This window comes from Amycolatopsis sp. La24 (assembly GCF_029087445.1).
Classification (GTDB): domain Bacteria; phylum Actinomycetota; class Actinomycetes; order Mycobacteriales; family Pseudonocardiaceae; genus Amycolatopsis; species Amycolatopsis nivea.
In genome coordinates this window covers 328,277-353,462 of sequence record NZ_JARACH010000002.1, presented here as the reverse complement: position 1 = coordinate 353,462, position 25,186 = coordinate 328,277, and the positions used below count along the sequence as shown (strand labels likewise).

21 protein-coding genes are annotated in these 25,186 nt (G+C 68.2%); 1 reads left to right on the top strand and 20 read right to left on the bottom strand.

What is annotated here, in order from left to right; all coding sequences use genetic code 11:
• Positions 1 to 387: 387 nt before the first annotated feature.
• The 10 genes from PUT80_RS05310 to PUT80_RS05265 all read right to left on the bottom strand — a co-directional run bounded on the left by PUT80_RS05310 (position 388) and on the right by PUT80_RS05265 (position 10,887).
• A complete protein-coding gene (locus tag PUT80_RS05310; RefSeq protein ID WP_101436357.1) occupies positions 388 to 1,329 on the bottom strand; it encodes an ATP-binding cassette domain-containing protein in 942 nt (313 codons plus the stop codon).
• Positions 1,330 to 1,383: 54 nt separating this feature from the next.
• Entirely contained in the window at positions 1,384 to 3,015 is a 1,632-nt protein-coding gene (locus tag PUT80_RS05305; protein WP_275291256.1) for a long-chain fatty acid--CoA ligase, read from the bottom strand.
• 52 nt (positions 3,016 to 3,067) lie between these two features.
• Entirely contained in the window at positions 3,068 to 3,475 is a 408-nt protein-coding gene (locus PUT80_RS05300) for an SCP2 sterol-binding domain-containing protein (protein ID WP_144639106.1), read from the bottom strand.
• A gap of 59 nt (positions 3,476 to 3,534) precedes the next feature.
• Positions 3,535 to 5,034 (bottom strand): aldehyde dehydrogenase family protein, encoded by a 1,500-nt coding sequence (locus PUT80_RS05295; RefSeq protein WP_144639104.1) that lies wholly within the window; start codon positions 5,032 to 5,034, stop codon positions 3,535 to 3,537.
• A 58-nt stretch (positions 5,035 to 5,092) separates the two neighbouring features.
• Entirely contained in the window at positions 5,093 to 5,710 is a 618-nt protein-coding gene (locus PUT80_RS05290; RefSeq protein ID WP_144639205.1) for a sigma-70 family RNA polymerase sigma factor, read from the bottom strand.
• Positions 5,711 to 5,779: 69 nt separating this feature from the next.
• Entirely contained in the window at positions 5,780 to 6,094 is a 315-nt protein-coding gene (gene fdxA / locus PUT80_RS05285) for a ferredoxin (RefSeq protein ID WP_144639102.1), read from the bottom strand.
• Between the two features lie 43 nt (positions 6,095 to 6,137).
• A complete protein-coding gene (locus tag PUT80_RS05280; protein ID WP_144639100.1) occupies positions 6,138 to 7,160 on the bottom strand; it encodes an NAD(P)/FAD-dependent oxidoreductase in 1,023 nt (340 codons plus the stop codon).
• 62 nt (positions 7,161 to 7,222) lie between these two features.
• A complete protein-coding gene (locus PUT80_RS05275; RefSeq protein WP_144639098.1) occupies positions 7,223 to 8,206 on the bottom strand; it encodes a R2-like ligand-binding oxidase in 984 nt (327 codons plus the stop codon).
• 51 nt (positions 8,207 to 8,257) lie between these two features.
• A complete protein-coding gene (locus PUT80_RS05270) occupies positions 8,258 to 9,364 on the bottom strand; it encodes an NDMA-dependent alcohol dehydrogenase (RefSeq protein ID WP_101436364.1) in 1,107 nt (368 codons plus the stop codon).
• Between the two features lie 191 nt (positions 9,365 to 9,555).
• Positions 9,556 to 10,887, bottom strand: coding sequence for a HAMP domain-containing sensor histidine kinase (locus PUT80_RS05265; protein ID WP_144639203.1), 1,332 nt, complete (start codon positions 10,885 to 10,887; stop codon positions 9,556 to 9,558).
• An 81-nt stretch (positions 10,888 to 10,968) separates the two neighbouring features.
• On the opposite strand from PUT80_RS05265, the gene PUT80_RS05260 reads away from it, so the two are divergent.
• Complete coding sequence (locus PUT80_RS05260; protein ID WP_144639096.1) at positions 10,969 to 11,661, top strand: response regulator transcription factor; 693 nt, start codon at positions 10,969 to 10,971, stop codon at positions 11,659 to 11,661.
• Between the two features lie 199 nt (positions 11,662 to 11,860).
• On the opposite strand, the gene PUT80_RS05255 is transcribed toward PUT80_RS05260, so the two are convergent.
• The 10 genes from PUT80_RS05255 to PUT80_RS05210 form a co-directional block, all read right to left on the bottom strand.
• A complete protein-coding gene (locus tag PUT80_RS05255; protein ID WP_183127650.1) occupies positions 11,861 to 13,213 on the bottom strand; it encodes a peptidylprolyl isomerase in 1,353 nt (450 codons plus the stop codon).
• The gene (locus PUT80_RS05250) at positions 13,210 to 15,498 is read right to left on the bottom strand and encodes an MMPL family transporter (protein WP_144639089.1); all 2,289 of its coding nucleotides are present in this window, start codon (positions 15,496 to 15,498) and stop codon (positions 13,210 to 13,212) included. Before PUT80_RS05250 ends, PUT80_RS05255 begins: the two co-directional genes overlap by 4 nt.
• Before the next feature lie 65 nt (positions 15,499 to 15,563).
• Positions 15,564 to 16,862 (bottom strand): MlaD family protein, encoded by a 1,299-nt coding sequence (locus tag PUT80_RS05245; RefSeq protein WP_229857380.1) that lies wholly within the window; start codon positions 16,860 to 16,862, stop codon positions 15,564 to 15,566.
• Between the two features lie 9 nt (positions 16,863 to 16,871).
• The gene (locus tag PUT80_RS05240; protein WP_101436370.1) at positions 16,872 to 18,134 is read right to left on the bottom strand and encodes an MlaD family protein; all 1,263 of its coding nucleotides are present in this window, start codon (positions 18,132 to 18,134) and stop codon (positions 16,872 to 16,874) included.
• Positions 18,131 to 19,459 (bottom strand): MlaD family protein, encoded by a 1,329-nt coding sequence (locus PUT80_RS05235; RefSeq protein WP_101436371.1) that lies wholly within the window; start codon positions 19,457 to 19,459, stop codon positions 18,131 to 18,133. Before PUT80_RS05235 ends, PUT80_RS05240 begins: the two co-directional genes overlap by 4 nt.
• A gap of 5 nt (positions 19,460 to 19,464) precedes the next feature.
• Positions 19,465 to 20,748, bottom strand: coding sequence for an MlaD family protein (locus PUT80_RS05230; RefSeq protein WP_101436372.1), 1,284 nt, complete (start codon positions 20,746 to 20,748; stop codon positions 19,465 to 19,467).
• Positions 20,748 to 22,193 carry an MlaD family protein gene (locus PUT80_RS05225; RefSeq protein WP_101436373.1) on the bottom strand — a complete coding sequence of 482 codons (1,446 nt, stop codon included), beginning with the start codon at positions 22,191 to 22,193 and terminating at the stop codon, positions 20,748 to 20,750. Before PUT80_RS05225 ends, PUT80_RS05230 begins: the two co-directional genes overlap by 1 nt.
• Complete coding sequence (locus PUT80_RS05220; RefSeq protein WP_101436374.1) at positions 22,190 to 23,425, bottom strand: MlaD family protein; 1,236 nt, start codon at positions 23,423 to 23,425, stop codon at positions 22,190 to 22,192. Before PUT80_RS05220 ends, PUT80_RS05225 begins: the two co-directional genes overlap by 4 nt.
• A 3-nt stretch (positions 23,426 to 23,428) precedes the next feature.
• The gene (locus tag PUT80_RS05215) at positions 23,429 to 24,172 is read right to left on the bottom strand and encodes an ATP-binding cassette domain-containing protein (protein ID WP_229857395.1); all 744 of its coding nucleotides are present in this window, start codon (positions 24,170 to 24,172) and stop codon (positions 23,429 to 23,431) included.
• A 127-nt stretch (positions 24,173 to 24,299) separates the two neighbouring features.
• Entirely contained in the window at positions 24,300 to 25,172 is an 873-nt protein-coding gene (locus PUT80_RS05210) for an ABC transporter permease (protein WP_101436376.1), read from the bottom strand.
• Between the last annotated feature and the right edge of the window lie 14 nt (positions 25,173 to 25,186).

The window sequence follows — 25,186 nt, the reverse complement described above, 5'->3', positions numbered from 1 at the left end:
CCCGGTTCAGGCTGCCTCCAGCTGCACCAGGCCGCTACGACGACCCAGCGATGGACGGTCTTCCACCTCCATCCGACACATCAGCGCCTCGTGGCGCACCGGACTTTGTGCCAGAGCCGGAATCCGGTCCGGACGAGCCCGTCCGCCTGGGCAAGGCCCGCGTCCAACACGTCTCGTTCGCCGCCTTGGCCAGGACGACCAGCCGTTTGACCAGGCCCCGTGCCTGGGTCAACCAGATCCGGTTGCTGTCCAGCACGACCTGCGAGTCGTCGATCAGTGCCTGGTAGCGGTGGTTGAGATCGCCGTGGTCGTCAACGATCCGGATCGCATGGGCCAAGGCCGCAAGCTTTGCCGTGCGGACGCTTTGCAGGTACGGATCATCCATCGTCACGGCCCGCCGAAGACGGTGCCCGCGCTGGACCAGAACACGAAGACGATTACCAGCAGCAGGAGCGCGACGACCCACCACACCGGCAGGTCGGGATCGATCGCGAAGAACCGCCTCGCCGGCTCGCCGCCTCGCAAGCCGCCTTCGACGACGTCCCTGCACAGCGGCCCGGCGAGGTCCGTCCGGAAGAACCGCCTGGCGAACTCTTCGCCGGTCCGCACGCCGCGCAGGAGGACGTCCGGCGGCCCGTGGGAGACGATCTTGCCGTTCCACAGGACGGCGACCTCGTGTGCCACTTCCCGTGCGAAGTCCAGGTCGTTCGCCGTGATCAGTACCGTGGCCCGCGCCTTCTCGTTGACCGACTTGATCGCCCTGACGATGGCACCCGTGTAGCGGGAATCGAGCGCGGTGTCGACGTCGTCGAGGACGATCAGCGGCATGCCGGACACCAACGCCTGCGCGAGGAGCACCCTGCGCCTCGCGTGCGCGGGGATCTCCTCGGGGAAGGAACGCGCGAAGGCCTCCAGGCCGAATTCCCGCATCAACGGCGCGGTGGTCGCGTGCACCTCATCGTCCGTCGCACCGGCACGACGCAGGACACAAGCGACGTTCTCGTAGACGTTCATCGAGGAGAACAGCCAGCTGTCGAACGGGTGTGAGCCGCCGACCACGGCCGCGATCCCGCCACGAGCACTGACGAGCTCGGCCGAGGTCAGCGACCAGACGTCACGTCCGTCCAGCCGGACGCTGCCGCCCGTCGGCGGCAGCAGGCCCACGAGGTGCCGCAGGAGAGTCGTCTTGCCGCACCCCGACTGTCCGAGGATCACCGTGACCTGCCCGTCCGGCACCGACAGCCGAAGCCGGTGCAGCACCGGTTCGTCGCCGAGAACCGTCGTCACGCCGTCGAATTCGATCTTCAAGGCGCTGGGGGCACTCTCCATGCGCTCACCTCCTCCTCACAGTCGGCTACACCGCGAACTTCACGGCGCGGAAGGTCATTCGAGGGTCTCCACCTTCAACCGGCCGTCCGCGTAGTCCCCGCGCAGCACCTTCTTGTCGAACTTCCCGACGCTGGTGCGCGGGATCTCCTCGACGAAGGTCCACCGCTCGGGCAGCCACCACCGAGGCAGCTTGTCCGACAACCAGGATCGGAGTTCCCCCGGCGAGACGATCGCTCCCTCACGAAGGACGACGGCCGCCAGCGGACGTTCCTGCCAACGCTCGTCCGGTGCTGCGATGACCGCCGCTTCGAACACGTCGGGGTGCCCCGCCAGGGCCGACTCGAGCTCGACCGACGAGATCCACTCGCCGCCGGACTTGATGACGTCCTTCATCCGGTCGGTCAGCGTCAGGAAGCCCTCGGCGCTGATGTGCCCGACGTCGCCCGTGCGCAGCCATCCGTCGTGGAAGCGCGCGTCATCGTCGACCTGGTAGTACGAGCCGGTCACCCACGGTCCCCGCACCTCCAGCTCGCCGACGGCCTGCCCGTCCCGCGGCTGAGGCGTGCCGTCGTCGCCGACGATCCGCATCTCGACACCACAGACCGGGCGTCCCTGCGTCGCCCGCATCCGCCACGCATCGGCTGGGCCGGCGGTGACCGCCGGGCGAGCCACCGACGCCATCGGGGAGGTCTCGGTCATGCCCCACGCCTGCAGGATGGTGACGCCGAGCCGGTTCTCGAACGCCTCCATGAGAGAGCGCGGCACGGCGGACCCGCCGCAGACGACCAGCCTCAACGACGAGAAATCCAGACCGGCGTCCTTCTCCGTGTCCAGGAGCACGTCGTTCCAGATCGTCGGGACCGCGCCGGCCACGGTGGGCCGTTCCGTGTGGACCATCCTGGCCAGCGGGGCCGCCTGCATGAACCGGTCCGGCATCAGCAGTTCCGCACCGGCCATCAAGGCCGCGTACGGCAGGCCCCACGCGTTGGCGTGGAACATCGGCACGATCGGCAAGATCCGGTCTTGCTCGGCGATGCCCAGTCCGTTGCCCGTGCAGGCGGCCATCGAGTGCAGATACAGCGAACGGTGGCTGTACACCACACCCTTCGGGTCGCCCGTCGTGCCGCTGGTGTAGCACATCGCGGCCCCGGCGTCCTCGTCCGCGTCGGTCCACGTGAACTCCGGTGACTCCGCGCCGAGGACGTCTTCGTAGCGGAGCACCGCCTTGCCGCTGCCCTCCAGCGGTGTCAGGTCACCGTCGTCGCCGGTGACCAGCACGACCTCGACCGTATCGACCCCGGGCAGGACGCGGGCCAGCAGCGGCACGAGCGAAGAGTCGACGATGACGACCTTGTCCTCGGCGTGCCCGGCGATGAAGCGGATCTGCTCGGCGGACAACCGGATGTTGAGCGTGTGCAGCACCGCACCCATCGCAGGCACCGCGGCGTACGCCTCCAGGTGCTCCTGGTTGTTCCACTGGAACGTGGCCACCCGGTCGTCGCCGGCGATCCCGAGGCGGCGCAACGCGTTGGCGAACTGACCGCACCGCCGACCCACCTGCTCGTAGGTCGACCGGCGGAACCCGTCGCCCGTCGCGGTGGTCACCTGCCGGTCACCGTGGACCTCCACGCCGTGCCGCAGGATCGACGCGACCGTGAGCGGTGTGCCCTGCATGGTGCTGCGCATCACTTGACCTCCGTCACGCCGACGACGTAGTCACCGGAACCCTGTCCGCCGCTCACGCCTTCAGCAGGTCGTCACGGCCGTCACGCTCGAGCAACGACTCGTAGGCGGGGAACAGGGACTTCGCCGCCGGCACCAGCTTCAGGATCTTCGAGACCGGTCCCTTCGCCCGGACCTGCCCCTTGGCCATCGCGACGGACAGGTTCACCTTGCCCAGCCAGAACCGGTTGCCGGTGTCGGCCGTCATGAACAGCTCGACCTGCGGCGTCAGGTCGCTCGCACCCCGGTGCACCTCACCGGAGGGGAAGTCGACCGTCAGGACCGAGTCGGGGTCGGTGTAAGTGATCTGGAGGACGACGCCGGAGCCCTTCAGCTTCGGGCCCACCTCCGGGTCGGCCAGACCGTTCTCGAAGACACCACCGATGTACTTGTAAACCTCGGAGTCATCCTTGAACGCACCCATTTTGCACTCCTCACTGAGTTTCTTGCGGAAAAATGTGGAATATGGACGGACGGCGGGTTTCAGTCCATCCCGATCCAGACCGACTTCGTCTGTGTGTACCCCAGCAGTGACTCCTCGCCGAGGTCACGGCCGTAACCCGAGGACTTGTAGCCACCGAAGGGAGCCGCCGGGTCGATCATGTTGTACATGTTCACCCAGACCGTGCCCGCCTCCAGATCACGCGCAACGCGGTGAGCTCGCTTCAGGTCGTTGGTCCACACGCCCGCGGCGAGTCCGTAGACGCTGGAATTGGCGCGGCGCACCGCCTCGTCCTCGTCGTCGAACTTCAGGACCGAGAGCACCGGGCCGAAGATCTCGTCGGCGCCGATGGACATCTCGTCCCGCACGTCGGTGAAGATCGTCGGCTCGAGGAAGTGCCCACCGGCCAGCGCGCCTCCGGGCCGTTCGCCGCCGCACACCAGCGTCGCGCCGTCGCGAACACCCGCCTTGACAAAGCCTTCCACCCGGTCCAGCTGCCGCGCCGAGATCAGCGGACCCATCTGGGTGTCCTCATTCAGGCCGTGGCCCAGCTGGATTCCCCGGGCCTCCGCGGCGAGAGCGGCCACGACCTCGTCGTGGATGTCGCGGTGCACGAACAACCTCGAGCCCGCACAGCACACCTGACCCTGGTTCAGGAAGATGGCGTTGAGGGCACCCTGCACCGCCGCCTCGATGTTGGCGTCCGGGAAGACGAGGTTCGCCGACTTCCCGCCCAGCTCGAGCGTGAGCTTCTTCAAGCTCCCGGCGCTGGCGGTCACGATCCGCCGCCCGGTTTCGGTCGACCCGGTGAACGAGATCTTCGCGACGCCCGGGTGGTCGATGAGGGCCTGGCCGGCTTCCGGTCCCAGACCCGTCACCAAGTTCAGCACGCCCGGGGGCAGCCCCGCTTCGAGTGCGACCTCGATCAGCCGCAGTGCGCTCAACGACGTGAACTCGGAAGGCTTGAGCACCGCGGTGTTCCCCGCGGCGAGCGCCGGTGCCACCTTCCACGACGCGATCATCAACGGGAAGTTCCACGGCACGATCGCGCCGACCACGCCGAGCGGCTCGCGCTGGGTGTAGACTAGGGCTTCGCCCACCGCGGGCGACACCGGCAGGGTCTGGCCGCCGAGCTTCGTGGTCCACCCGCCGAAGTACCGCCAGATCTGCGCGGAGAGGCTGACGTCGAGGTAGGTCGACTCGGTGAGTGGCTTCCCGTTGTCCAGCGTCTCGAGGGTGGCCAGTTCCTCGGCGTACTCGTCGATCACGTCGGCAACGTCCAGCAGCACGCGGCCGCGCGCGGCCGGGCTGAGGCGCCGCCAACCGGCGAAGGCCTTGTGCGCGGTCTCGACGGCGCGGTCCACGTCCGCTTTGCCGCCTGCCGCGATGTTCGCCAGCAGCGCGCCCGTAGCAGGGTCCGTGGTCGGGATCTCGCCCCCTGCGGCAGCCGTCGTCTCCTCGGCACCGATGACGATGCTCGCGGCCGCGTTCTCCAGGAAGGGACGCACCGCCGGCGGAATCTCGACTGACCCCATCGTCATCAGCGAACGCCTTTCTGACTGGGTTCTTCACCAAGCAACTTTGTCTCCACTTCGGGTCTCAATCCACCGCGACCGGGTCGACCAGCTCTGCCAGCCGCCGGACGGCGCGGTGCTGCAGTGCGCGCACGGCGCTGTTCTTCCGCTGCATGACCTGCGCGGTTTCCGACACGGACAGACCGTCGAAGAACCGCAGCCGCAGGCAGATCCGCTGGTCCTCACTCAACTCGAACATCTGCCGGGCGATTTCCTCCCGGCAGGGCTGCGAGAAGACGCTGAACTCCGGAATCACGACGGCCTGCTCCTGCTCGGAAAACTCCGAGACCATCACCTCGTGCCGGAAGCGTCCCGACTTCACGTGGTCCAGGATGATGTTCCTGGCGATCGTCAGCAGCCAAGCCCGGACGCTGGATCCGAAGTACCGCACCGTGCCGATGCTGCGGAGCGCACGGAGGAACGTTTCGCTGGTGACGTCTTCGGCAGCGTGTTCGTCGCGCAGCCGTCCTCGTGCGAAGCGGTACACGTCCACCGAGAACCGACTGTACAGCAGGCCGAACGCCCGGTGGTCACCCTCTTGCGAGGCACGGACCAAAGACCATGGATCCGTTTCGGAGGGCGCGAAGCAGGCCTGGCCGTGCCCTCTGTCCTCGTCCCCACGTTCGCAGTCAATCGTCGCCATTGACGTCATCCGGAACTCCTTTGTGGCCCACTCGCGGCCGAGACCGGTCCGAAGCGCGCAGTGTCGCGGCTAGTGCTTTTCGAAGTTCTTCACGTACTCCGTGTCCTCGATCGGGGGGTCGACCTTGGTGGACCCGCCCGGGCTGCCGAGTACGTCGAACGCCGACTTCGCCGATTCCTGGAACGGCCGCCAGCGGTCGTCGACGTGCTGGGCCGGCCTGATGGCCTCGACCGGGCAGACCGGTTCGCACGCCGCGCAGTCGATGCACTCGGAGGGGTGAATGTAGAGCATGCGCTCGCCCTCGTAGATGCAGTCGACCGGGCATTCCTCGATGCAGGTCATGTCTTTCACGTCCACGCACGGTTCTCCGATGACGAAAGCCATCAGTTCCACCTCCTCAGGGTCGTTCGATGAATGTCGGTGTGCTTCAGGCGCCGACTTGGGCGGGAAGGGTCAAGTCACTCGAGTGCCCCGGCGCGAGCCCGGCCTGCGGGTCGAGCGCCACGGCCGCGTTGTTGACCGCGGTCGCCACTTCGCCGAAACCGACGGCGATGAGTTTGACCTTGCCGTCGAAGGTTGCGGCGTCGCCGGCCGCGAAGACCTCGGGCAGGTTGGTCCGCATCCTGCTGTCGACCCGGATCGCGCGGCCCTCGAGTTCGAGCCCCCAATCCTTGATCGGACCGAGGTCCATCAGGAACCCGAGCGCGGCGACGACGACCTGCGCCTTGGTCTCGCGGACCTCGGCCTCGCCGGCCACCTTGATGGCGACGCTCTCCACCCGGTCCTGCCCACGCAGTTCGGTCACGTTCGCGTCGACCAGCACGGTGCAGGCGGACCGGTGAAGCAATTGGACCGAGTGCTCGTGCGCGCGGAACTGCCGTCGGCGGTGCACGAGTGTGGTCGACCGCGCACGCGGCAACGCCGCCAGCGCCCAGTCGACCGCGGAATCCCCGCCGCCGACCACCACGACGTCCTTGTCATCGAGCACCTCCAGCCGCGGGACGAAGTAGCACAGGCCGCGGCCGAGAAAATCCTCGCCTGCCGGGATGGGGCGCGGGGTGACCGCCCCGACGCCGGAGGTGATCACGACCGCGCGGGCGTCGACCACCACGCCGGCCGACGTCGTGGCCCGCCACCCGCCGTCACGGCGCTCCAACCGCTGTACCTGCTGCGAAAGCAGGTACAGCGGGGAGAACGGCGCGGCCTGCCGGACGAGGTTGCCGATGAGCTCCTGCCCCGGCACGCCCGGCAGGCCGGCGATGTCGTAGATCTTCTTCTCGGGGTAGATCGCCTGGACCTGGCCGCCGACCTCGGGAAGGGCGTCGACCACCGCCATGCTCAGGCCGCGGAATCCTGCGTAGTACGCGCCGAAGAGACCCACCGGCCCGGCGCCGATGAAGAGCAGGTCGACGTTCGTGTTCGCTTCTTGCGCAGAGGTGTCCCGCAGCATGTCGGTGATTTCCTTGGGTTCGAGGTCGGCGTCGACCTGGTTACCGGTGAGAACTCGACGGGTCAGGAGCCGACGGCCGTCAGCGCCTGCTCGACCGCCGCTTCGTCTTCCGCGGCGAACTTGTCCTCGAGCTGCATCGGGGAGTAGTCCTCGTCGATTTCCTCGACCGCGCAGCCCCGTGCGCTCTCGATCGACTCGAGCCTGCGGTTGACCTTGTCCAACCCGTAATCGGTCATCTCGTCGAGGCTGATGCCGAACGGGGTGTTGTCCCCGAAATTGTCGAACAGCCGCACGATCAGCTGCAGCGCCGGCTGGAGCAGCTCCTGCATCCGCTCGTCGACGACGTCCCAGTTGCGGTCGTCGGCGGCGACGTGGCGCCGGCAGGTGAAGGTGCCCCACGCCATGTGACGCCGCTCGTCGTCGCCGATGTACTTCACGACCTGCTGCATGCCCGGCAGGATGTTGCGGCTCTTGCACACCTTGGCCCACGCGTAGTAACCGGTGAGGGCGAGACAACCTTCGACCACGTGGTTGTAGGTCACGGACGCGCGGATCTGGGCGGCCGGAGACGGATCCGTCGTCAGCGCGTACAGCGATTTCGGCAGCTCTTCGGTGAAGATCTTCGTGTACGCCTCGCTGTACTCGACGAACTCGTGGAGGTCGGTGCCGAGACCGACCGCGTCGAACCACAGGCGGAACGCCTGCATGTGCTTGGCCTCTTCGAAAGTGAACTGCGTCAGGTAAGCCTCGTCGGCCAGCCGGCCTTCGACGGCCATCGCCGTCATGAAGGGCTGCAGGTCCTGGGTCACGGACTCCTCACCGGCCATGAACTGGGCGGCCAGGATCGACGTGAGCCGCTTCTCGTCGGGGCTCATCGCCGCGAAGTCCTTGGCGTCCTGGGAGAAGTCGATGTCCTCGGGGTTCCAGAACTTCTTGTTCCCCTTGCGGAACAAGCGCATCGGGAACGACTCCATGCGGAGACCACCCTCGCTCAGACTGCCGAAGCCCGTGCGCTTGCCGTGTTCGATGTTGCGTTCGATAGCCATGAAACTGTCCTCACATCACGAATTTGAGCCGTTGCGGGCGACCGAGGTGGGCTAGTACCGGATGAGGCCGCGGATGTTCTTGCCGTTGCGCATGTCCTCGTAGCCCTGGTTGACGTCCTCCAGGGAGTACTCGGTGGTGATGAGCTCATCGAGCTTCAGCAGCCCGGCGTTGTAGAGCTCGAGCAGCCGCGGCACGTCGTGCTGGCCGTTGGACGAACCGAACAGGGAACCGCGGAGCTGCTTTTCGTACAGCGTCAGCTCGATGAGACTCGTCGTGATCGACGTTTCCTCGGGATGGCCGATGGCCGTGACGACGACCCGGCCGCGCTTCCCGACGAGCGAAAGGGCGGGCGTGATGTGTGCACCCTCGGCGACGTCCGTGGTGATCACGCACACGTCGGCCAGCTGGCCGCGGGTGAGCTCGCTGACGGTGTTCCACGCCTCGTCCATCGACGCGGCCGTGTGGGTGGCCCCGAACTCGAGAGCCTTGGTGCGCTTGAACTCGACGGGGTCGATCGCGACGATGAGCCGGGCGCCGGCGATCCGGGCACCCTGGATCGCGTTGACGCCGATCCCGCCGACGCCGACGACGACCACAGCGTCACCGGCCCGCACTTCGCCGGATCGGACCGCGCTGCCGAAGCCGGTCGTCACGCCGCAACCGACGAGCGCGGCCTTGTCCAGCGGAATGCCGTCGTCGATCTTCACGACCGACGCCGCCGGCACGACGGTGTATTCGGAGAAAGTGCCGAGCAGGCACATCTGGCCGACGTCTTCGCCGCGGGCGTGGAAGCGGTAGGTGTTGTCCAGCTGCGGGCCGAGCATCACGGCGGCGCCGGCGTCACAGAGGTTGCCCAGACCCCGCGCGCAATACGAGCACCGGCCGCAGGCAGGCAGGAAGGTCATGACCACGTGGTCGCCCTCGGCGATGTCCATGACGCCAGGGCCGGCGGCCTCGACCACACCGGCGCCTTCGTGGCCGCCGACCAGGGGGTAGGGGAAGGGCAGGTCTCCGGTGACGAGATGCTCGTCGGAGTGGCACAGCCCGCTGGCGGTCAGCTTGACCAAGACCTCGCCGGCCTTCGGTGGATCCAGGTCTATTTCCTCGACCTGCCACTTTTCGTGCTGTCCCCAAAGGACCGCAGCCTTCGTCTTCATTGACGTCAACTCCTCGTAGGTGAAGGACTCGGGTAATCATCACAAGATTCGGCGCGATGCACACCGATCGCGCGAGCCATCGGTGGCCCGCGCGTGCCAACCCCGCCGACCCGCGCGGGCCACGCACACGGAAACGGACGCGAAAAGACGTCAGAAAATGAAAAGTAGCCGGCCCGAACGGCGAGACCCGCTCAGCCGACCGGCATGTCGAGGCAGACGACCAAGCCGCCACCCGAACGCGGGCGGAACCGGATCCGGCCGTCGAGCGACTGGACGATCTGTTCGGCGATCCACAGTCCGAGCCCCGCGGTGCCACGGTGTTCCCCGGAAACGAACCGCTCGGTGACGATGGGCGCGAGTTCGGCCGGGAAACCCGGCCCCCGGTCGAGGATCATGACCTGGAGCCGTTCTGGTCCCAGCCGCGCGACGACCTCGACGGGCGCGCCCCGGCTGTGCCGTCCGGCGTTTTCCACGAGGTTGGTGATGACGCGTCGCAGCAGTTGTGCGTCCAGGCGGGACTGTGCGCCCGGCGGCGTGACGGTGATCCGCAGCTCGGAGCCCGCCAGGCCGGCGGCGTCTCCGGCCGCGGACAAGAACTCCTTGATGTCGACGACCCGGCGACGCCCGGTGCTGAAGGTGGGCCGCCGGCTCGCGGCGACGTCGCCGAGCGCGTCCATCATCGACGAAAGGTGGCCCGCGTGGGCCGCCAGCAGCCGCAGGCTGGCCCGGCTGTCGTCGCCTTCGGCCGCCGCCGTGCCGGTTCGCTCGACCAGGTTGTCGGTCAGCGCCTTGAGCGAGGCGATGGGAGTGCGGAACTCGTGCAGAATGACGTGCAAGCCGGTTTCCTGGGCCTCGTAGGACTTCATGAGGCGGGCACGCAGGTCCCGTTCCTCTTCCGCCGCCGCCCGTTCCGCGATCGCCTGTGCCCGGGCGGCGCTGTGTGCTTGTATCGCCCGTTCGGTCAACAGCGCGAAGCCGCCCGTCAGTGCTGCGGTGAACACCAGGTAGACCGGCCACCACAACCCGGACTGCATGCGGGTGGCCGACGAGGTCTGATCGGCGTCCACCAGCACCGCGATCAGGAAGTAGGCGCCACCGAGGGCTATCGACATGGCCACAGTGGCCACGAAGGACAGTCGCATCGCCGCGGCCGCGATGACCAGGAACAGCAGCGACACCGCGACGCTGCTCGCACCGCCGGTGAACGCGATGATGGCCAGCGACAGGACCGAGTCCAGACCGGACACCACCGAAGCGGACCGGATGCTGCGTAACTCGATCGTAGGATCCCAGAAGACGATGAGCGCGTAGATGCCGCCGATAGCCAGCCACATCAACCCGATCGCGAGGTGGTGCCGCACGGAGTTCGGCCCGAGCGCGAGGAGCAGCCCGACGGACACCACGACGCCGACCCGGACGCTGGCGGGCACCCGTTCCACGATCCGGATGTCGGTCTCCCGGAACGTATCCGTCTGGAGGATCGTGCTTGACCGCACGGAACGCCACCACGGTACGGTCGACATCGGTGCCTCCACGACGCTGCCGCCAGCGCCTCTGCCGGTGGGCTCGTATAGTGATTTTGTCATCTTCCGACGAGGAGAGCCATGCAAGACCACAAGCTCGTCCTGGTGCTCGTCGATGACCACGACCTGTTCACCCAGGGGCTGGCTCTGCTGCTCAAGGCGAAAGCCGGCGACCGGTTCGAGATCGGTGGTACGACGAACCGCGCGGAGGAGGCGGCCTCGCTCGTCGGCTCGTGCGAGGCCGACATCGCGATAGTCGATCTCGCCATGCCGCCCGTCAACGGGATTCTGGCGATCCGCCATATCAAATCCCGCCATCCCGATACAAAAGTCATTGCGCTGTCAGGCACGTCGGACCTGAAGCTCGCCGAAGAAGCTCTCCGGGCCGGCGCCGACGGATTCCTGCCGAAGTCGGCTGATCCGGATGTGCTGGTCGCTCCCCTGCTGTCCGTGGCCGCGGGCTTCCGAGTGGTCGAGGACACCTTGTTCACCGCGTTGCTCGACGCGGTGCGGCACCCGCCGGAGGAGATCTTCGGTCAGCTGGCGGTGGAAGAGATTCGCCTGTGGGTACTGCTGTCCCGCGGCTTGGAGACCACAGAAATCGCCGAACGCATGCTGGTTTCCGAGCGGACCGCGAAGCGCCTGGTCGCCTCGCTCCTGAACAAGCTGGGGGCGCCGAACCGGATCGTCGCCGCCGGCATGGCCGGTCATTACGGCTTGTTTGGTAAGCAGGCGCCGAGCCCGGGCCGACCAGGCTCGGCACCCGCCGGCTAGAAGAGCGCGGCAACCGACACGACGACGAAGACAGCCGCGACAACGTAGGCGCTGACGGCGCCTCGGCGGACGACTTTCGCGCGCCGCTCGCGCTCGGCCATCGGCAAGTTCGCCGGAACGAGATCCTGTGAGCGCCAGCTACCCCACCGTCCCAAAAGGACAAGCAGAACCGCCAAGACGAGGAACGGAGCGGCCGTGCTCATCGCGAAGGAGCCGGCTGTCCTGGTGAAGGCGGGCCCGGGTTCGCCGCGCCCTGCTGACCGGCAACCGGGCTCTCGCCCGGCTTCACGTCCGGCGCGGCGTCGGGATTGTCCGGCCGGTACTCGTCCGCGTACTCCACGCCGGCGCTCTTGATCTGGTCTCCCAGCCAGGAACGCCACACGGCGAGCATCTTTTCCATCTTCAGCTGCTGTTTGAGGCTGTCGTGCACCTTTTCGAAGGTGGCCGGCACCGGAGCCGTCACTTCATTGACCCGGCCGACGTTCCAGCCGAACTGGTTCTGCACCGGACCGAAGACTGTCCCCGCCGCTGCACCGAAAGCCGCTTTTCCATAGTCGTCCTGCAGCTGGCTACGGGAAAGCGTGCCGAGGTCGCCGCCCTTGTCGCGCGTCGCGGTGTCGATGCTGCGCTGCTGGGCCACGGTTTCGAATTTGGCTCCGTGCGACAGGTCGGCGATGACCTGGTCTGCCTCTTCCCTCGTCCGGACCACGATGTTGCCGATCTCGCGCCGCTCCGGGGTGCCCAGCTGGTCCCTTCGCCTCGCGAAGGCGTCCTTCACTTCCTGCTCGCTGACGTCGCCGGATCCCTTGGTCACCGCGTCGAACAGCTGAGAGAGAGCCAGCTGCTGTTTGATTTCCTCGATCACGGCCGGTTCGGACGTGCCGACGTTGCCCAGTTGCTGAACGAACTTGTCGTGCGCTTCCGTCCCCTCGCCGAGCTGCTGCGAGATCAGCCTGGTCAAGGCGTCCTGCGCCACCTTGTTACCGATCACGATCCCGCGGTCCTGCGCGGCTTTCTGCAGGATCAGGCTCACCGCGTACGCCTTGGCGGAATCCTTGCGGAACTTGCCGAGGGTCGCTTCGTCCTGCGGCGGCTGGACCCCGTACATGGCCCGCCAGGTCTCGAGGACGCCGCTGAGCTGGTCGGCGGTGACGGTTCGGCCCGCGACGCGGAAGGCCGCGTCGTCCGGCAGCCGCTGGGAGTCGTACCAGACGTAGCCGCCTACCCCGCCGCCGGCCAGAAGCAGCAGGACCACGAGCAGGATCACGCGCACCTTGCGGGTTTTCGGCAGTTTGGCCCGGATGACGTCCTTCAGACCGATCTTCGGGCTCTCCGGCCCGGCTTCGGCGTCCTCGCCGGACTCGTCCTCGCCGTCGTCCGATTCGGACAAGTCGTCCGGGCTGTCGCTCTCGGCCGGTTCTTCCGCCTCGTCGTGGCCGTCCTGGAGGTCGACGACGTCGGCTTCCTCGTCTTCGATCGTGCTGGGGCTCGAGGTCTTCACGGTAGCCTCCTCGTCGTCAGTCTTCTTCTCGCGTTCGACTCGCAGGCTCATCGACCCACCTCCGCCACGACTCGTTCGACAGGTTCGGGAACGGGTGCCGCCACCCGGGTAACGCGATCACGCGGTGGCCAGAGCCACACCACGCAGCCCGCGGACAGCAAGGCCAGCACGACCGAGCCGGCCAGCAGGACGCCGAACTCGCGTACGGCGGCCAGCTTGGACAGCACCAGGACCGCGTACCCCACGGTGGAGGTGGACGCGGCGAGCAGGATCGACAGCCGCAGTCCCCGGCTGCGACGGCGGGCGGCTTCCGACAGCAGGACCGTGAACTCACACCCGACCGCCGCGGTCAGCGATCCCAGGCCGGCGGTGACGGGGCTCAGCGGCACCCCGGCCAGCCACAGGAAGCACAGCCCCGCACCGGTGGCGGTGGCCGCCGCCGCGACCGCGCGCGCCGCGTCGGCCCGGCGCCGCAGCGCGATCAGCAGGACCGCGCCTGCGGCCAGGATCCCGGCCAGGTTGGTGAGCAGGCGGTCGGCGGACACGAGCTCGTTCCCGCGGACCGCGACCATCGGCAAGCCGGTCAGGTCCACGTGATACCCCTGCGGTGGCGGCGGCAAGTGCCGCAGCACGTCGTCGCGGAGGGTCTGCAACTTGCTCAGGTCTTCCATCCGCACGCCGAAGCTCAGCAGCGCGGACGTCCGGTCGTTGCGAAGAACCGCACCGGTGAGGTACGGCGGCAGCAACCGGACACCGGCCGCGATCTGGCTCGCCGTGGGCGAGCTGCCCAGGAACTGCAGCAGAGTCGGCGGCGACACCACCGGGCGCATCTGGTCGCCGTGTCGCGATACGATGCCTTCTTGCGCCTCCCTGGTCCATTTCATGGCCTCGGGCGACAGCACGTCAGGACCGTTGAGGACGACGGCGACCTCGCCCGAGGAGCCGATGACGGATTCGACGTGCTGGGCGTCGGTGAGCGCGTCCAGTCCGGTGGCGAAGCTCTGGAAGTTGCTTTCCAGCTCGATCCGGGGAAGCGCCATCCAGCCGGTCAGTGCCACCGCGGCCACGACGACGCCGGCGGCGACCCGAGCCCATCGAGGCGACGTCACCGCGCGCGGTGAGGAGACCATTTCATCGAGTGGCCGGTCCGGTTCGGCGGTGAACGAGAGACCGCGGACGAGGAGCATGCCGACCAGCGCCGCGATGAGCCCGCCCATCGAAAGCGCGAGACCGAGCTCACGGACGAACGGCAACGGCGACAGCAGCAGCATCGCGAACGCCGCCGCGGTGGCGGTGGCGACCACGAGCACCACCCGGCGTCTGGCCTGCTGGGCGAAGTAGGTCGGGTAGTAGCTCCCGACGCCGAGCAGGACGGGGAGGAAGGCGACGACGCCGAGCGACAGCGGCCGCCCGAGCCACCCGAAAACGGCGAGCGTCAGCCCGATCGCGACGACGGTCGTCATGACCGGCACCAGCCTGCGGCGCACCTTCCGGGTCCAGGGAATCAGCAGGAAGCACGCGCCCACCGCGAGCAGGGCGGTCCCCCCGATCCACGGGATCTCGCGCTGCACCTGGTCGCCCAGGGAAACGGCGATGACCGGGACACCGGACACCGTGATCCGCTGCGCGTCCGGCTTGGCCGTCGCGACGGCGTCACGAACCGCCCGAACCAGCCGTTCCGTGCCCTGCTGGTCCAGGCCCTCACGCGGACGGACGAGGATTGCCGCCGACCGGTCGGAGGGCACGACGAACCGCCACTGCGGGCGGGGCTCGCCGGCACCGGTGTACACGACCGTGTCCACGAAGGACGGATTGTGCAGGGTCGGGAGGCCGGCCGGCATGCCTTGGACCAGCAGCGGCCCGTACCGGGCGTCGAACGCGGCGACCGCGGCGTCGCCGGCCTTCTCCGCGTCCTTGCCGGTCTTGCCCTGCTGGGCTTGGGACCGGACGGCGTCGCGGCGTCCGGACAGCTCCGCGAGCAGGTCCTGTGTCCGGCCGGCGATCTGGTTCAGGGTCGTCCCGGGGCCGTAGACGGCCGCGACGTCCGGCAGCCGTGACAGCCGGCCTTCGAGGTTGAGCAGCGCCGGCAGGTGCTGCTGGTCGAGCTGCGCCCGCGGCTGCCCGGACTCCAGCAGGACGACGATCGGGTCCCCACCGAAGGAGCCCGACTCCGCCTCGAACTGGCGCACCACCGGGTCGTCGCTGGGCAGGAACGAGTCCACGCTCGTCTCGACCCGCACCTTCGCGAGCCCGCCGAGTACGAAGCCCGCCGTCGCGAGCACGCCCAGTGCTACGAAGAGACCGCGCTTGGTCGGCCGTCGCCAGAGGGCGCGCACCCTTCGCGCCCCTCCGCGGAGGAGTGAGCTCGGGGACAGCTTGCGCAACGACGGCCGACGCACCATCACTTCGTTCCCTTCTCCACTCGCGGGTACGAGCCGCCCTGGTACGGCCCCGGGTTCGAGGACTGGCCGGGTGCTGGGTACGGGTTGCTCTTGTCGAGGGGCGGGATGTTGTTGAGGTTGAGCGGGTTCCCGCGCAGGCTCTGCTCGTTGAGGATGATGAAGGTGCGCAATGCCGTGCCGTTGTCGTCGCCCCTCGACAGGGCCTGGCCCATGTTGGTGAACATCGCCGCGACGTCGTGCCCGTACGGCTGCAGGTAGGACAGCATCGGGTTGACGTCGCCGAGCGCGACGTTCAGCGTCGGCAGCAGCTGGTGGGCGTCGGCGGCCACGACCGGCACCCGCGCCAGCGTGTCCGGGGCGTGGTCGAGCACGCCGTTGAGCGAGGGCAGCAGGCCGCGCAGGTCGCCGGCGGTCTGCGGCAGCTGCTCCAGCGCCTTGCTCAGGTCCGGGGCGGCGGTGTTCAGGTTCTTCGCCACCGGCGCGAGCGAACCCGACAGCTCGTTCAGGCCGTCGCTCGCGCTCTTGGCCTTGTCCATGACGCCCGGCAGCTCCCGCATGACGGCCTGAAGGTCTTGCCCGCCGTCCGCGGTGGTCTTCGTCAGGGTGTCGGCGTCACGCACCAGCTGCGCGATCTGCCCCTGCCGGGTGTCGAGTGCGGCGAGAAGGTTGGCCGCGTTCCCGCTGAGCTTCTGCAGGTCCTCGCTCTGCGCGGACAGCGCGGACAGCGCGCCGTGTCCCTCACGGCCGAGGTCACCGAGACCGCTCAAGGCGCGGGAGATGCTGTCCTGGCTGTCCTTGGTGGATGCCCCGAGCGAGCGGATGGTGCTCGCCAGCGCCTGCCTGGTCGAAGGATCGATGCTGGCCAGCACGTCGTTCAGGCCGACTGCGGGCTTGCCCGCGTTCGCCGGCAGGACCGTTCCGCTGTCCAGCACCGGACCGTCGCCGTCGGTCAGTTGGAGGAAGGTCTCCTCCACGAGCGTCTTGTTCCGGACCTGGACGGTTACGCCCGCGTGCAGCGGGTACTGCTGATCGAGTTCCATGGTCACGTGCGCGCGGTCGCCCTCGTTCTTGATCTCGGCCACCTTCCCGACGGCGACGCCGCTGATCATCACGTCGGAGTCGGGCACGAGGTTCGCCACGCTCGGGAAGGTCGCCGTGACCGTGTAGCGGGAGCTGCTGAAGGGGAGTTTGCCGCCGGAGTTCACCCAGAGGTAGCCGAAGAACACGGCGCAGCCGGTGGCGAACACGACGAGCACGATCAGCCGGATCACCGGCATCGCGGAATGAGAGATCCTCATGGCAGCCACCTAGTGGGGGGTCTGGCCGGACGTGGCGCCACCGGGGGTCCCCAGGCTGCTCGGCGTGAGCTCGAGCAGGCCGCGCAGGATCCCTCCGTTGGCGTCGTGCAGGCTGGTCAGGGAATTCGTCTGGTAGACGAAGGCCGAGAGGTCGTTCAGGTACGGCAGGACGGCCGCCGTGATCGGGTTGAGCCGGCCGGTGACCTCGTGCAGGTCCGGCAGCGTCCCGTTGAGGTCGCCGACCAGCGGGCGCAGGTCGTCGACGACGGGCTTGGCCTTCGTCACGACCGGGGTCGCCTGGTCCACTGTGTTGCCGGCCTGGTCCACGGCTTTCGTCAGCTTCGACAGGGAATCGGGCAGCTCACCCGAGGCCTTGCGCAGGTTTTCCAGTGTCGGATCGAGCTGGTCGCTCAGCCCGACCACGCTGCTCGTCGCCTCGTCGAGCTGATGGGTGAGGTCGGGCAGCTGCGCCAGCGACGCGTTCAGCGGACCACTCTGCGCACCAGCGGCTCCGAGCGTCTCCTGCAGGCTCTGGGCCAGCGACGACAGCCGCGCGTCGTTTCCGCCGACGGACTTGGAGATCTGGGCGAGAGCGGTCACCAGCTTCGCCAGCGTGTCCTTGCGGGTCTGCAGCGCCGTCACGACTGGCTTGAGGCTGGTCGCGACCTGGTCGGTCGCCGACAGGCCACTCGCCAGCGACTGCGGGGCGTGAGCCAGGGCCGCGTCGGACTCGTTGACCAAGGACGTCAGTGCGTTCAGCGTGTTGTCGTCCAGGTGCCCGAGCACCTCGTCGACCTGGATCGGCCGCTGCGAGTGGCTCGCCGGGAGCGTCCCGTCCTGCGGGAGTTCCTTCCCCGGTGGCCCGCCGGGGTCGATTTCGACGTACATCTCGTTGAGCGGGCTCTTCGGGCGCAGCACCGTGCGTGCGTTGTCGTACACCTTGTACTTCGGGTCGATGGAGAGGGTGAGCAGCGCCTTGCCGTCGTCCGAGACGGACGCCGAGTCGATCTGGCCGACCTTCACCCCGGCGATCCGGACTTCCTGGCCGTTGCCGGGGCTGATGGCGGGAGCGTTGTCGAACTCCGCCTTCATGATGAACCTGTCCTGCCACGGCCAGGTCGTGGTCCCCGCGCCCTGCTGGCTGACGATGTAGCCCCCGACCGCCAGCCCGACCACCAGCAGCACCGCGAGTGTGAGCACGTTCCGGCCGAGCTTCGGCTCGTTGCGGACGCGTTCCCAGGTCTTCTTGATCCGGCCTTGATCGCGGGTCATCGCCCCTCCTGCTGCTGTCCGAGCCTCATGAGGTTGCTGTAGAGCTGTTCGAGGCTGATCGGCAGACCGCCGATGCTGCCGGGGCCGATCCCGGGTTCGAACGCGATCGACGCGCCGTTGCCGTCGGTCATCGACGATGCCCTGTCCACGTTGGACAGCATGTATCCGAGTTCCTGGTAGAGCGGCCGGTCACCGGAGGTGCCGGCGTACGGTCCCGTTCCGCGGTACGGCGAGAGGATCGTCGACTTGATCGGCCCGTTCACCCGGTCGAGGACCGGTCCGCGCACGTCGTCGAGCACTGTGGTCAGGCCCTGCGCGGTCGGTACGAGATCACGGACGACGGGCCTGGCGTCGGTCAGCAGGTTCTTCAGGTCGTTCACCAGCGGACGTGCCTTCGCCAGCACCGGGTCGGCGTGCTGCAGAGCCGTGTCGAGCTCGCGGGCCACCGGACGGGCCGGGCCGGCGACGTCCTTGATCTTGGCCAGCGTGCCGTCCAGCCGGGAGAGCCCGGCGTTCGTCGAGTCCAGCGCCTCGGGCAGGCCGGAGACCGTGTGGGACAAATCCGACGCGCGGTCCCCCAGCACGGTGCTGACCTTGCCGAGGTTCTGGACGATGGAGTCGAGCTGCCCCGGCTCCTTCGTCAGCGCGGAGGAAGCCGATTCGAGCCCGCTCACCACGTCGGTGAGGTCCTGGCGCGGCCGGGTGCCCTGCGCGGCGTGCAGGACGTCACCGGCCGGGTCCAGCGTGCCCGGCGCGTCGGCCAGGAGCTGGTCGATGGCCCCTCGGCCTTCGTCGTCCAGTGTGGCGTCCAGGTTCCCGACCGTCTTCTGCAACGAGTTCAGGGTGTTCGGCGGCAGCGCGTCGACGACCTTGTCGAGTTCGACCGGCACCCGCGTGCGGTCCTTGGGGATTTCGCCGGCCGGCGTGCCCTTTTCCCCGCCGGGAACGAGGTCCACGTAGTACCTGCCGCCCAGCACGGTGGCCGCCCGGATCACCGCCGAGGGGGCGGTGCGCAGCTTGGCGGGCACGTCGTCGTCGACCTTCACCGTGACGTCGGCGGAGCCGTCGGGTGCCTCCCGGACATCCACGACCTTGCCGATCGGGATGCCGGCGACCTTGACCTCCGTGGTAAAGGGCTGGAGCCGGTAGTCACGCGCGAAGTTGATGCTCAACTCCGTGCCCGGTCGCAGCGTGGTGAGGATCCGGTCCTTGTTGAAGAGAGCGAGACCGGCGACGAGCGCCACGACGACGAACATCGCGCCCAGTTTGAACAGCGATCCCTTGCTTTTCGGACGTCGGCGCCGGTTCTTGATACGCAAAGCCATCTTCCTCACCTCGGCCCCAGCAGAGAGCTCTTCTTGTCCTGCGGTGCCTGTCCCGGTGCGGGATAGGCGTTGCGCGCGGTGACCGGGTCCTTCAGCGCGCTCAGGGCGCCGGACAGGGACTCGGTGTTGAACAACGGGTAGATGCGCAGCCAGTGGCCCGACGCGTCACCCTGGCTGAGCGCGTTGGCCGCGTAGGAGAACCACGACGCGATCTCCGGCGAGTACGGCGCGAGGATCTCGAGCGGCACGTGCGCCGAGCCCACGGCCGAGCGCACCGCCGGCGCCAGCGGCCTCGCGTCGGAGAAGGTCTGCGTGAGCGCCCCGACCGCCGGGTCGGCCTGCCCGGCGACGCCCGGCACCTTGTCGAGCGGCGGAACGCCCTCGCGCAGCACCCCGCGGACGTCCGGGGTCGCCTGGCCCAGCGCGTCCGCGCCCGGCTTCAGCGACGACATCGCCGCCTGGGCATCGGCCAGCGGCGCCTGCAGCGACTGCAGTGCCCCGCGTGCCTTGCCCAGCGTGTCCGGCGCCTTGTCCACGACGTCCGCCAGCGGCTTGCCGCCATCGACACCGACTGCGTCCAACGTGGTCTTCAGTTGCCCGACCAGCGCGGAGATCTCCTGCTGGCGGTTGGTGAAGCGGCCGCTGAGGCTGTCCAGCGCACGCAGTGTCCGAGTCAGGTCCTTCCCGTCGTCGGTGGCCAGCGCGCTGGCCACGGTTCCGAGGTCAGGCAGTTCCTCGGGCAAGGCCCCCAGCGCGTCGCGGAGGTCCTGCTGGTGTCCGCCGACGCCGCCGCCGGTCTCGCGCAGCGTGTCCTGCAGGGCCTTCCGCGTCGGCTCGTCGAAGACGGCCAGCACGTCGGAAAGCTCCTGCGCGCCCTCGGTCTTCGCCGACGGGATGACGTCGTTTTCGCCGACCTCGCCCGCGTCGGGCGTTCCCGGCGTGAAGTCGACGTACTTCTGGCCCAGCGCCGATCGCGCGCCGACCGATGCGGTCACGGCCTTGGAATTGCGGTAGATCGGCTTGTCGCCGTCGAACTTCAGCTCGACGACGGCCTGGTTGCCGACCAGGTTGATGTCGCCGACCTGGCCGACACGCACACCGCCGATACGGACGTCGTCCCCGCTGCGCAGGGCACCGACGTCAGCGAAGGCGGCCTTCACGACCGTCGTCGGCTTGCCGGGCAGGCCGTCGCTCGCGGTGATCGCGATCCCGACCGAGGCCACGAAGAGGGCGAGGACGACTAACCCGATGAACAGGGACCGCCTCTTGCGGCCGACCGTGCTCGCCATCACTGACCTCCACCGATGAGGAACTGCAGAGCGCCGCTTTCCTGCTGCTGGTTGAGCCCGGTCACGCCGCCGTCGGATTGCTGTCCCGTGGCCAGCAGCCCGCCGAGTACCCCGCCTGAGGCGGTGAGTCCCGGGAGGCTCGGCAGCGGCAGGGGCGGAGCCGCTTGAGCCGGCGTGCCGGTGTCGCCCTGGGGAGGGCCCTGCGGCGGGGGCGTAGGAGCCCCGTTGGGCGCGTTGAGGCCGGGCACGAGGCCCGTCAGCAGGTCGGGGTTGACGACGAGCATGGCCCGGAAGTAGTGGGAAACACCGTCGCCGCCGTTGGTGGTCAACGCCCAGTTCCGGATGAAGTTCAGCACGTTCCCGAAGTTGTTCGTCAGGTCGGTGACAATCGGGCGGGCAGCGCCGACAGCGGATCGCAGGTCCGGGCCGGCGGCCTTGAGCTGGTCGACCACCGGCCGGGCCTCGTCAAGCAGGCCTTGCGCCTTGTCCAGAACCGGCTTCGCGCTGGCCAGCGCGGGGTCGAGCGACTCGGAGAACTTCTTGAGCTCGTCGCTGATGGCGCTCAGGTTGTCCGTGGTCGGCCTGATCGACTGCAGGATAGGCGTCGTGGCCTGCGCGGTACCGGTCAGCTGCCCGAGCGTCTTCCGGGCCGCGGAGAGGGTGTCCGGCAGCTGGCTGAGGGTCGACTCGAGCGCGGCACGGTTCTTCGCAGTGGCTTCGGTGGCGGTCTGCGCGGACGAGAGGAGACCGTCGAGGGTCGCCCCGTTGTCCACGGCCAGGGCCTGGGCCACCGGTTCGATCTTGTCGACCACGCTGGTGAGCAGGCCGTTCTGCTCCTTGAGGACCTTCGCCAGCCCGTCCGTGTCCTTCATCGACGACGCGAGCGCCTGGATGGTCGCATCGGCGTTCTGTCCGTTCTCCCGCATGCCTTCGCCAAGCACGGTCACCAAAGCCGCCAGCGACTGCCCGGTGGGGTCGTCGACGGTGTTGAGCACCTGGTCGAGGTCGGTGTAGACGCTGGTCTGCCGGACCGGCAGGACGCCGCCGTCCTGAAGCGCGGGCGCCGAGGGCGTCCCGCGGTCCAGGTCGAGGTAGCGCTCGCCGAGGATGCTGACCGGCTTGATGGTGACCTTGGCGTCGGTGTGGACCGGCAATGCCGCGGGATCCAGGCTCAGCGCCACCGCGGCGTGCTTGTCGCTGTCCACCGTCATGGCCGCGACCTGGCCGACGTTGACGCCGTCGACCTTCACCTCGTTGCCCGGGATCAGCGGGCTGGCGTCGGTGAACTTGGCGACGATCGTGATCTCGCCGGGTTGTCCTTTGTCGTTCGCGCCCACGGCGCCGGCGGTCACGCCGAGGCAGGCGACGGTGACCACGGCGAGGCCACGGAGCCGGTAGGACGCCGGGCGGGACCGCCGGGGCGGCCGGGAGGTGCGCTTGCTCATCGGATCCCACTTCCGAACGCGTCGGTCCAGGGCTGGCCGACCGGCGATCCGGGCAACGGTGTCGGGTTGCTGGTGAAGCCCGGCGGCACGATGCCCGGGTTGACGTTCACGCTCGACGCCCCAGCCTGTACGTAGATGCGGCCGTAGTGGCCGTTGGCGTCGTAGTTAGCGCTCGCCGAACCCCAGTTGGACAGCAGGCCCACCGCTTCCGGGGTGAACGGACGCAGGAAGCTCAACGCGGGCATGAGGCTGCTCACGGCCGAGTTCAGGCCGGGCGCCGTCGCGTGCGCGGTGTCCAGCAGTCCCGGCGTGTAGTTCAGCAGGGTCTGCGCGTCGGCCAGAGTCGGCCGCAACTCGGCGACCAGCGGCCGCAGGTCGGTCAGCACCGGCCGGAGGTTCCGGCTCACGTCCGGCAGCTTCGCCGTCGCCGGTTCGAGGTCCTTCAGCAGCGGCACCGCCTGCCCGACCGCGTCGGGCACGTCGCCCAAGGTCTTGCCCGCGGTCTGCAAGGTGCCGGGCAGCTTCTTGAGCGCCGAGGCGAGTGCCTCGTGCTGCTGCGCGGTGAGCGAGGTCGTCTTCGACAGCTGGTCGATCACCGTGCGCAGGTCGGCCTCACGACCGGCGAGGGTTCCGACCATGGTGTCGAGCTGGGTGACCATCTGCTTGATGGCCGGCCCGTCGCTGCCGAGTCCCCGCAGCACTTCACCGAGCGCTTGCACGGCGGGGCCGGCCGAGCGCACCGTCTGGTTCACGTCGGCCTCGTTGCCCTTGACCGTGCTGTCGAGCCGGTTAATCAACGAGCTGAGCTTGGCCCGGGTCGGCGGATCCAGCGCGTTGAGCACCTGGTCGAACTCCATCGGCACCGGCATGTCGCCCTTGATCATGCCGTGGTCGGGGATCTCCGCGTTCCCGCTCGGTCCGTCGGTGATGTTCACCATCCGCTCGCCGAGCGCCGCCTTCCACTCGATCCGCACCTGCGCGCCGTCGTGGAGGGGAACGTGGTTCCCTTCGAGGGCGAGCATCAGCTTCGCCTTGCCGCCCTCGACCGAAATGTCGGACACCTTGCCGACTTCGAAACCGTTGACCTGCACGGTTCCCCCGTCCACCACGTTCGTCGCGGAGTCGAGGATGACGCCGACCTGGTAGTCGTCGCTTCTCATCGCGGCGACGGCACCGGCCCCGACGCCCAGGGCCGCCACCACGATGACGCCGACCGTCAGCACACGTTTCATGAGTCAGTCCATCCCCAGCGGGCCCGCGGATTCGCCGGCCAGGAACTGCCGCACGAACGGGTCGTCGGACGCGAACGCTTCCTCGGCCTCGCCGTAGTGCACGACCTGCCCTTGCCAGATGAGGCCGACGTAGTCGCTGACCTTGCGCGCGGTGCGGATGTCGTGCGTGACGAGCAAGTAGGTGCCCTTGTGCTCGCGGTGCATGTCCAGGATGAGGTCGTTCAGCAGGCTGGTGCGGACCGGGTCCAGACCGGAGTCCGGCTCGTCGAACAACACGATGTCCGGGTTGAGCACGAGCGCCCGCGCGAACCCGGCGCGCTTCCGCATACCACCCGATACCTCGTTCGGGAGTTTCGTGATCGACCGCTCCAAGCCGACTTCCGTCAGCCGGGTCATGACGATGTGCTCGATCTCCGCCTCGCTCATGTCCGTGTGCTTGCGCAGCGGGAAGGCGGTGTTGTCGTAGATGTTCATGGACCCGAACAAGGCACCGTCCTGGAACAGAACACCGAAGCGCTTGCGGAGATCGTAGCGCTCCTGCTCGGTGATCTTCCACAGGTCCTGGCCGAAGACGACGATCTCGCCCTCGTCAGGCTCGAGGAGCCCGACGAGGTGCTTCAGGAGCACGCTCTTACCGGTACCCGACGGCCCGAGCACCGTCGTGATGGCGTCGTCGACGAAGTTGATGTTCATGCCGCGCATGACGTGGAAGTTCCCGAACGCCTTGGAAACGTTCCGGACTTCCATCGAGTGCGTCCGGTCGGCCGGGCCGGCCAGGAGGTGGCCGCTGCGGGTGTGGGTCCGCGGGGGTGCGTCAGCGGTGTTCGATGTGGACACAGAGTTCTCCTCGCGGGACGAAGGGGCGGCGTGCTGATCAGTTGGCGATGGGTGCATTCGGCGCTAACCCCCAGAAGAGCTGCGTCCCCAATACACCGATGATATGTATCAGCACCATGTTCAGCATCATCGACTTCGCCGTATTTCTTCCCACACCGACGGATCCGCCACTGGCGTTGTATCCGTAGTAGCAGCCGACGAAGATGATCGCCGTTCCCATGGCCATCACCTTGCACAGGGAGAAAAATAGATCCTGCGGGTTCTGGTAGAGCCAGAAGATGAAATTGTAACCACCGGGGGAAACTCCGCCGAGCATCTTCACCGTCGTGAGGAACTCCCCGATGTACATGATCCCGAGGCCCACCACGTAGAGGAACGGCATCGCGATCCAGGCCGCGACGATGCGGCTGCCGACCAGGTAGCTCCTCGACTTGACGCCCATGACCTCCATGGCGTCGATCTCGTCCGAGATGCGCATCGAGCCGATCTCGGCGACCAGGCCGCAGCCGACCTTCGCCGCGAAGATGTAGCCCCACATGTACGGCGCCATCTCGCGGATCGCGCACCAGGCGTTGAAGATTCCCGAATAGAGGGGAACGCCGATCTGCTTGAGCGTGTAGTTGCCTTCGAGGCCGCACTCGTACCCGATCACGAACTGCATGAGCCAGATGACGAGCCCGCTGGACAGGATGAGCACGCCGCACTGGTGGAAGACTTCGGTGGCGGAGTGCCGGAGATCGGGCAACGCCCGGATCGTCCGGCCGGAGAACCGGGCGATATCGCCGCCGGTTTCGACCGCGGACTTGACCGAAGTCGCCATGCCCTTGAACGAAATCTCGACGTCGGCGGGCTTCGGCGCACCGGGCAGCTTCTTTTCGCCGACTCCGCCGTTCTGCACAGCTCGGGTCACGGTGTCTTCTCCCC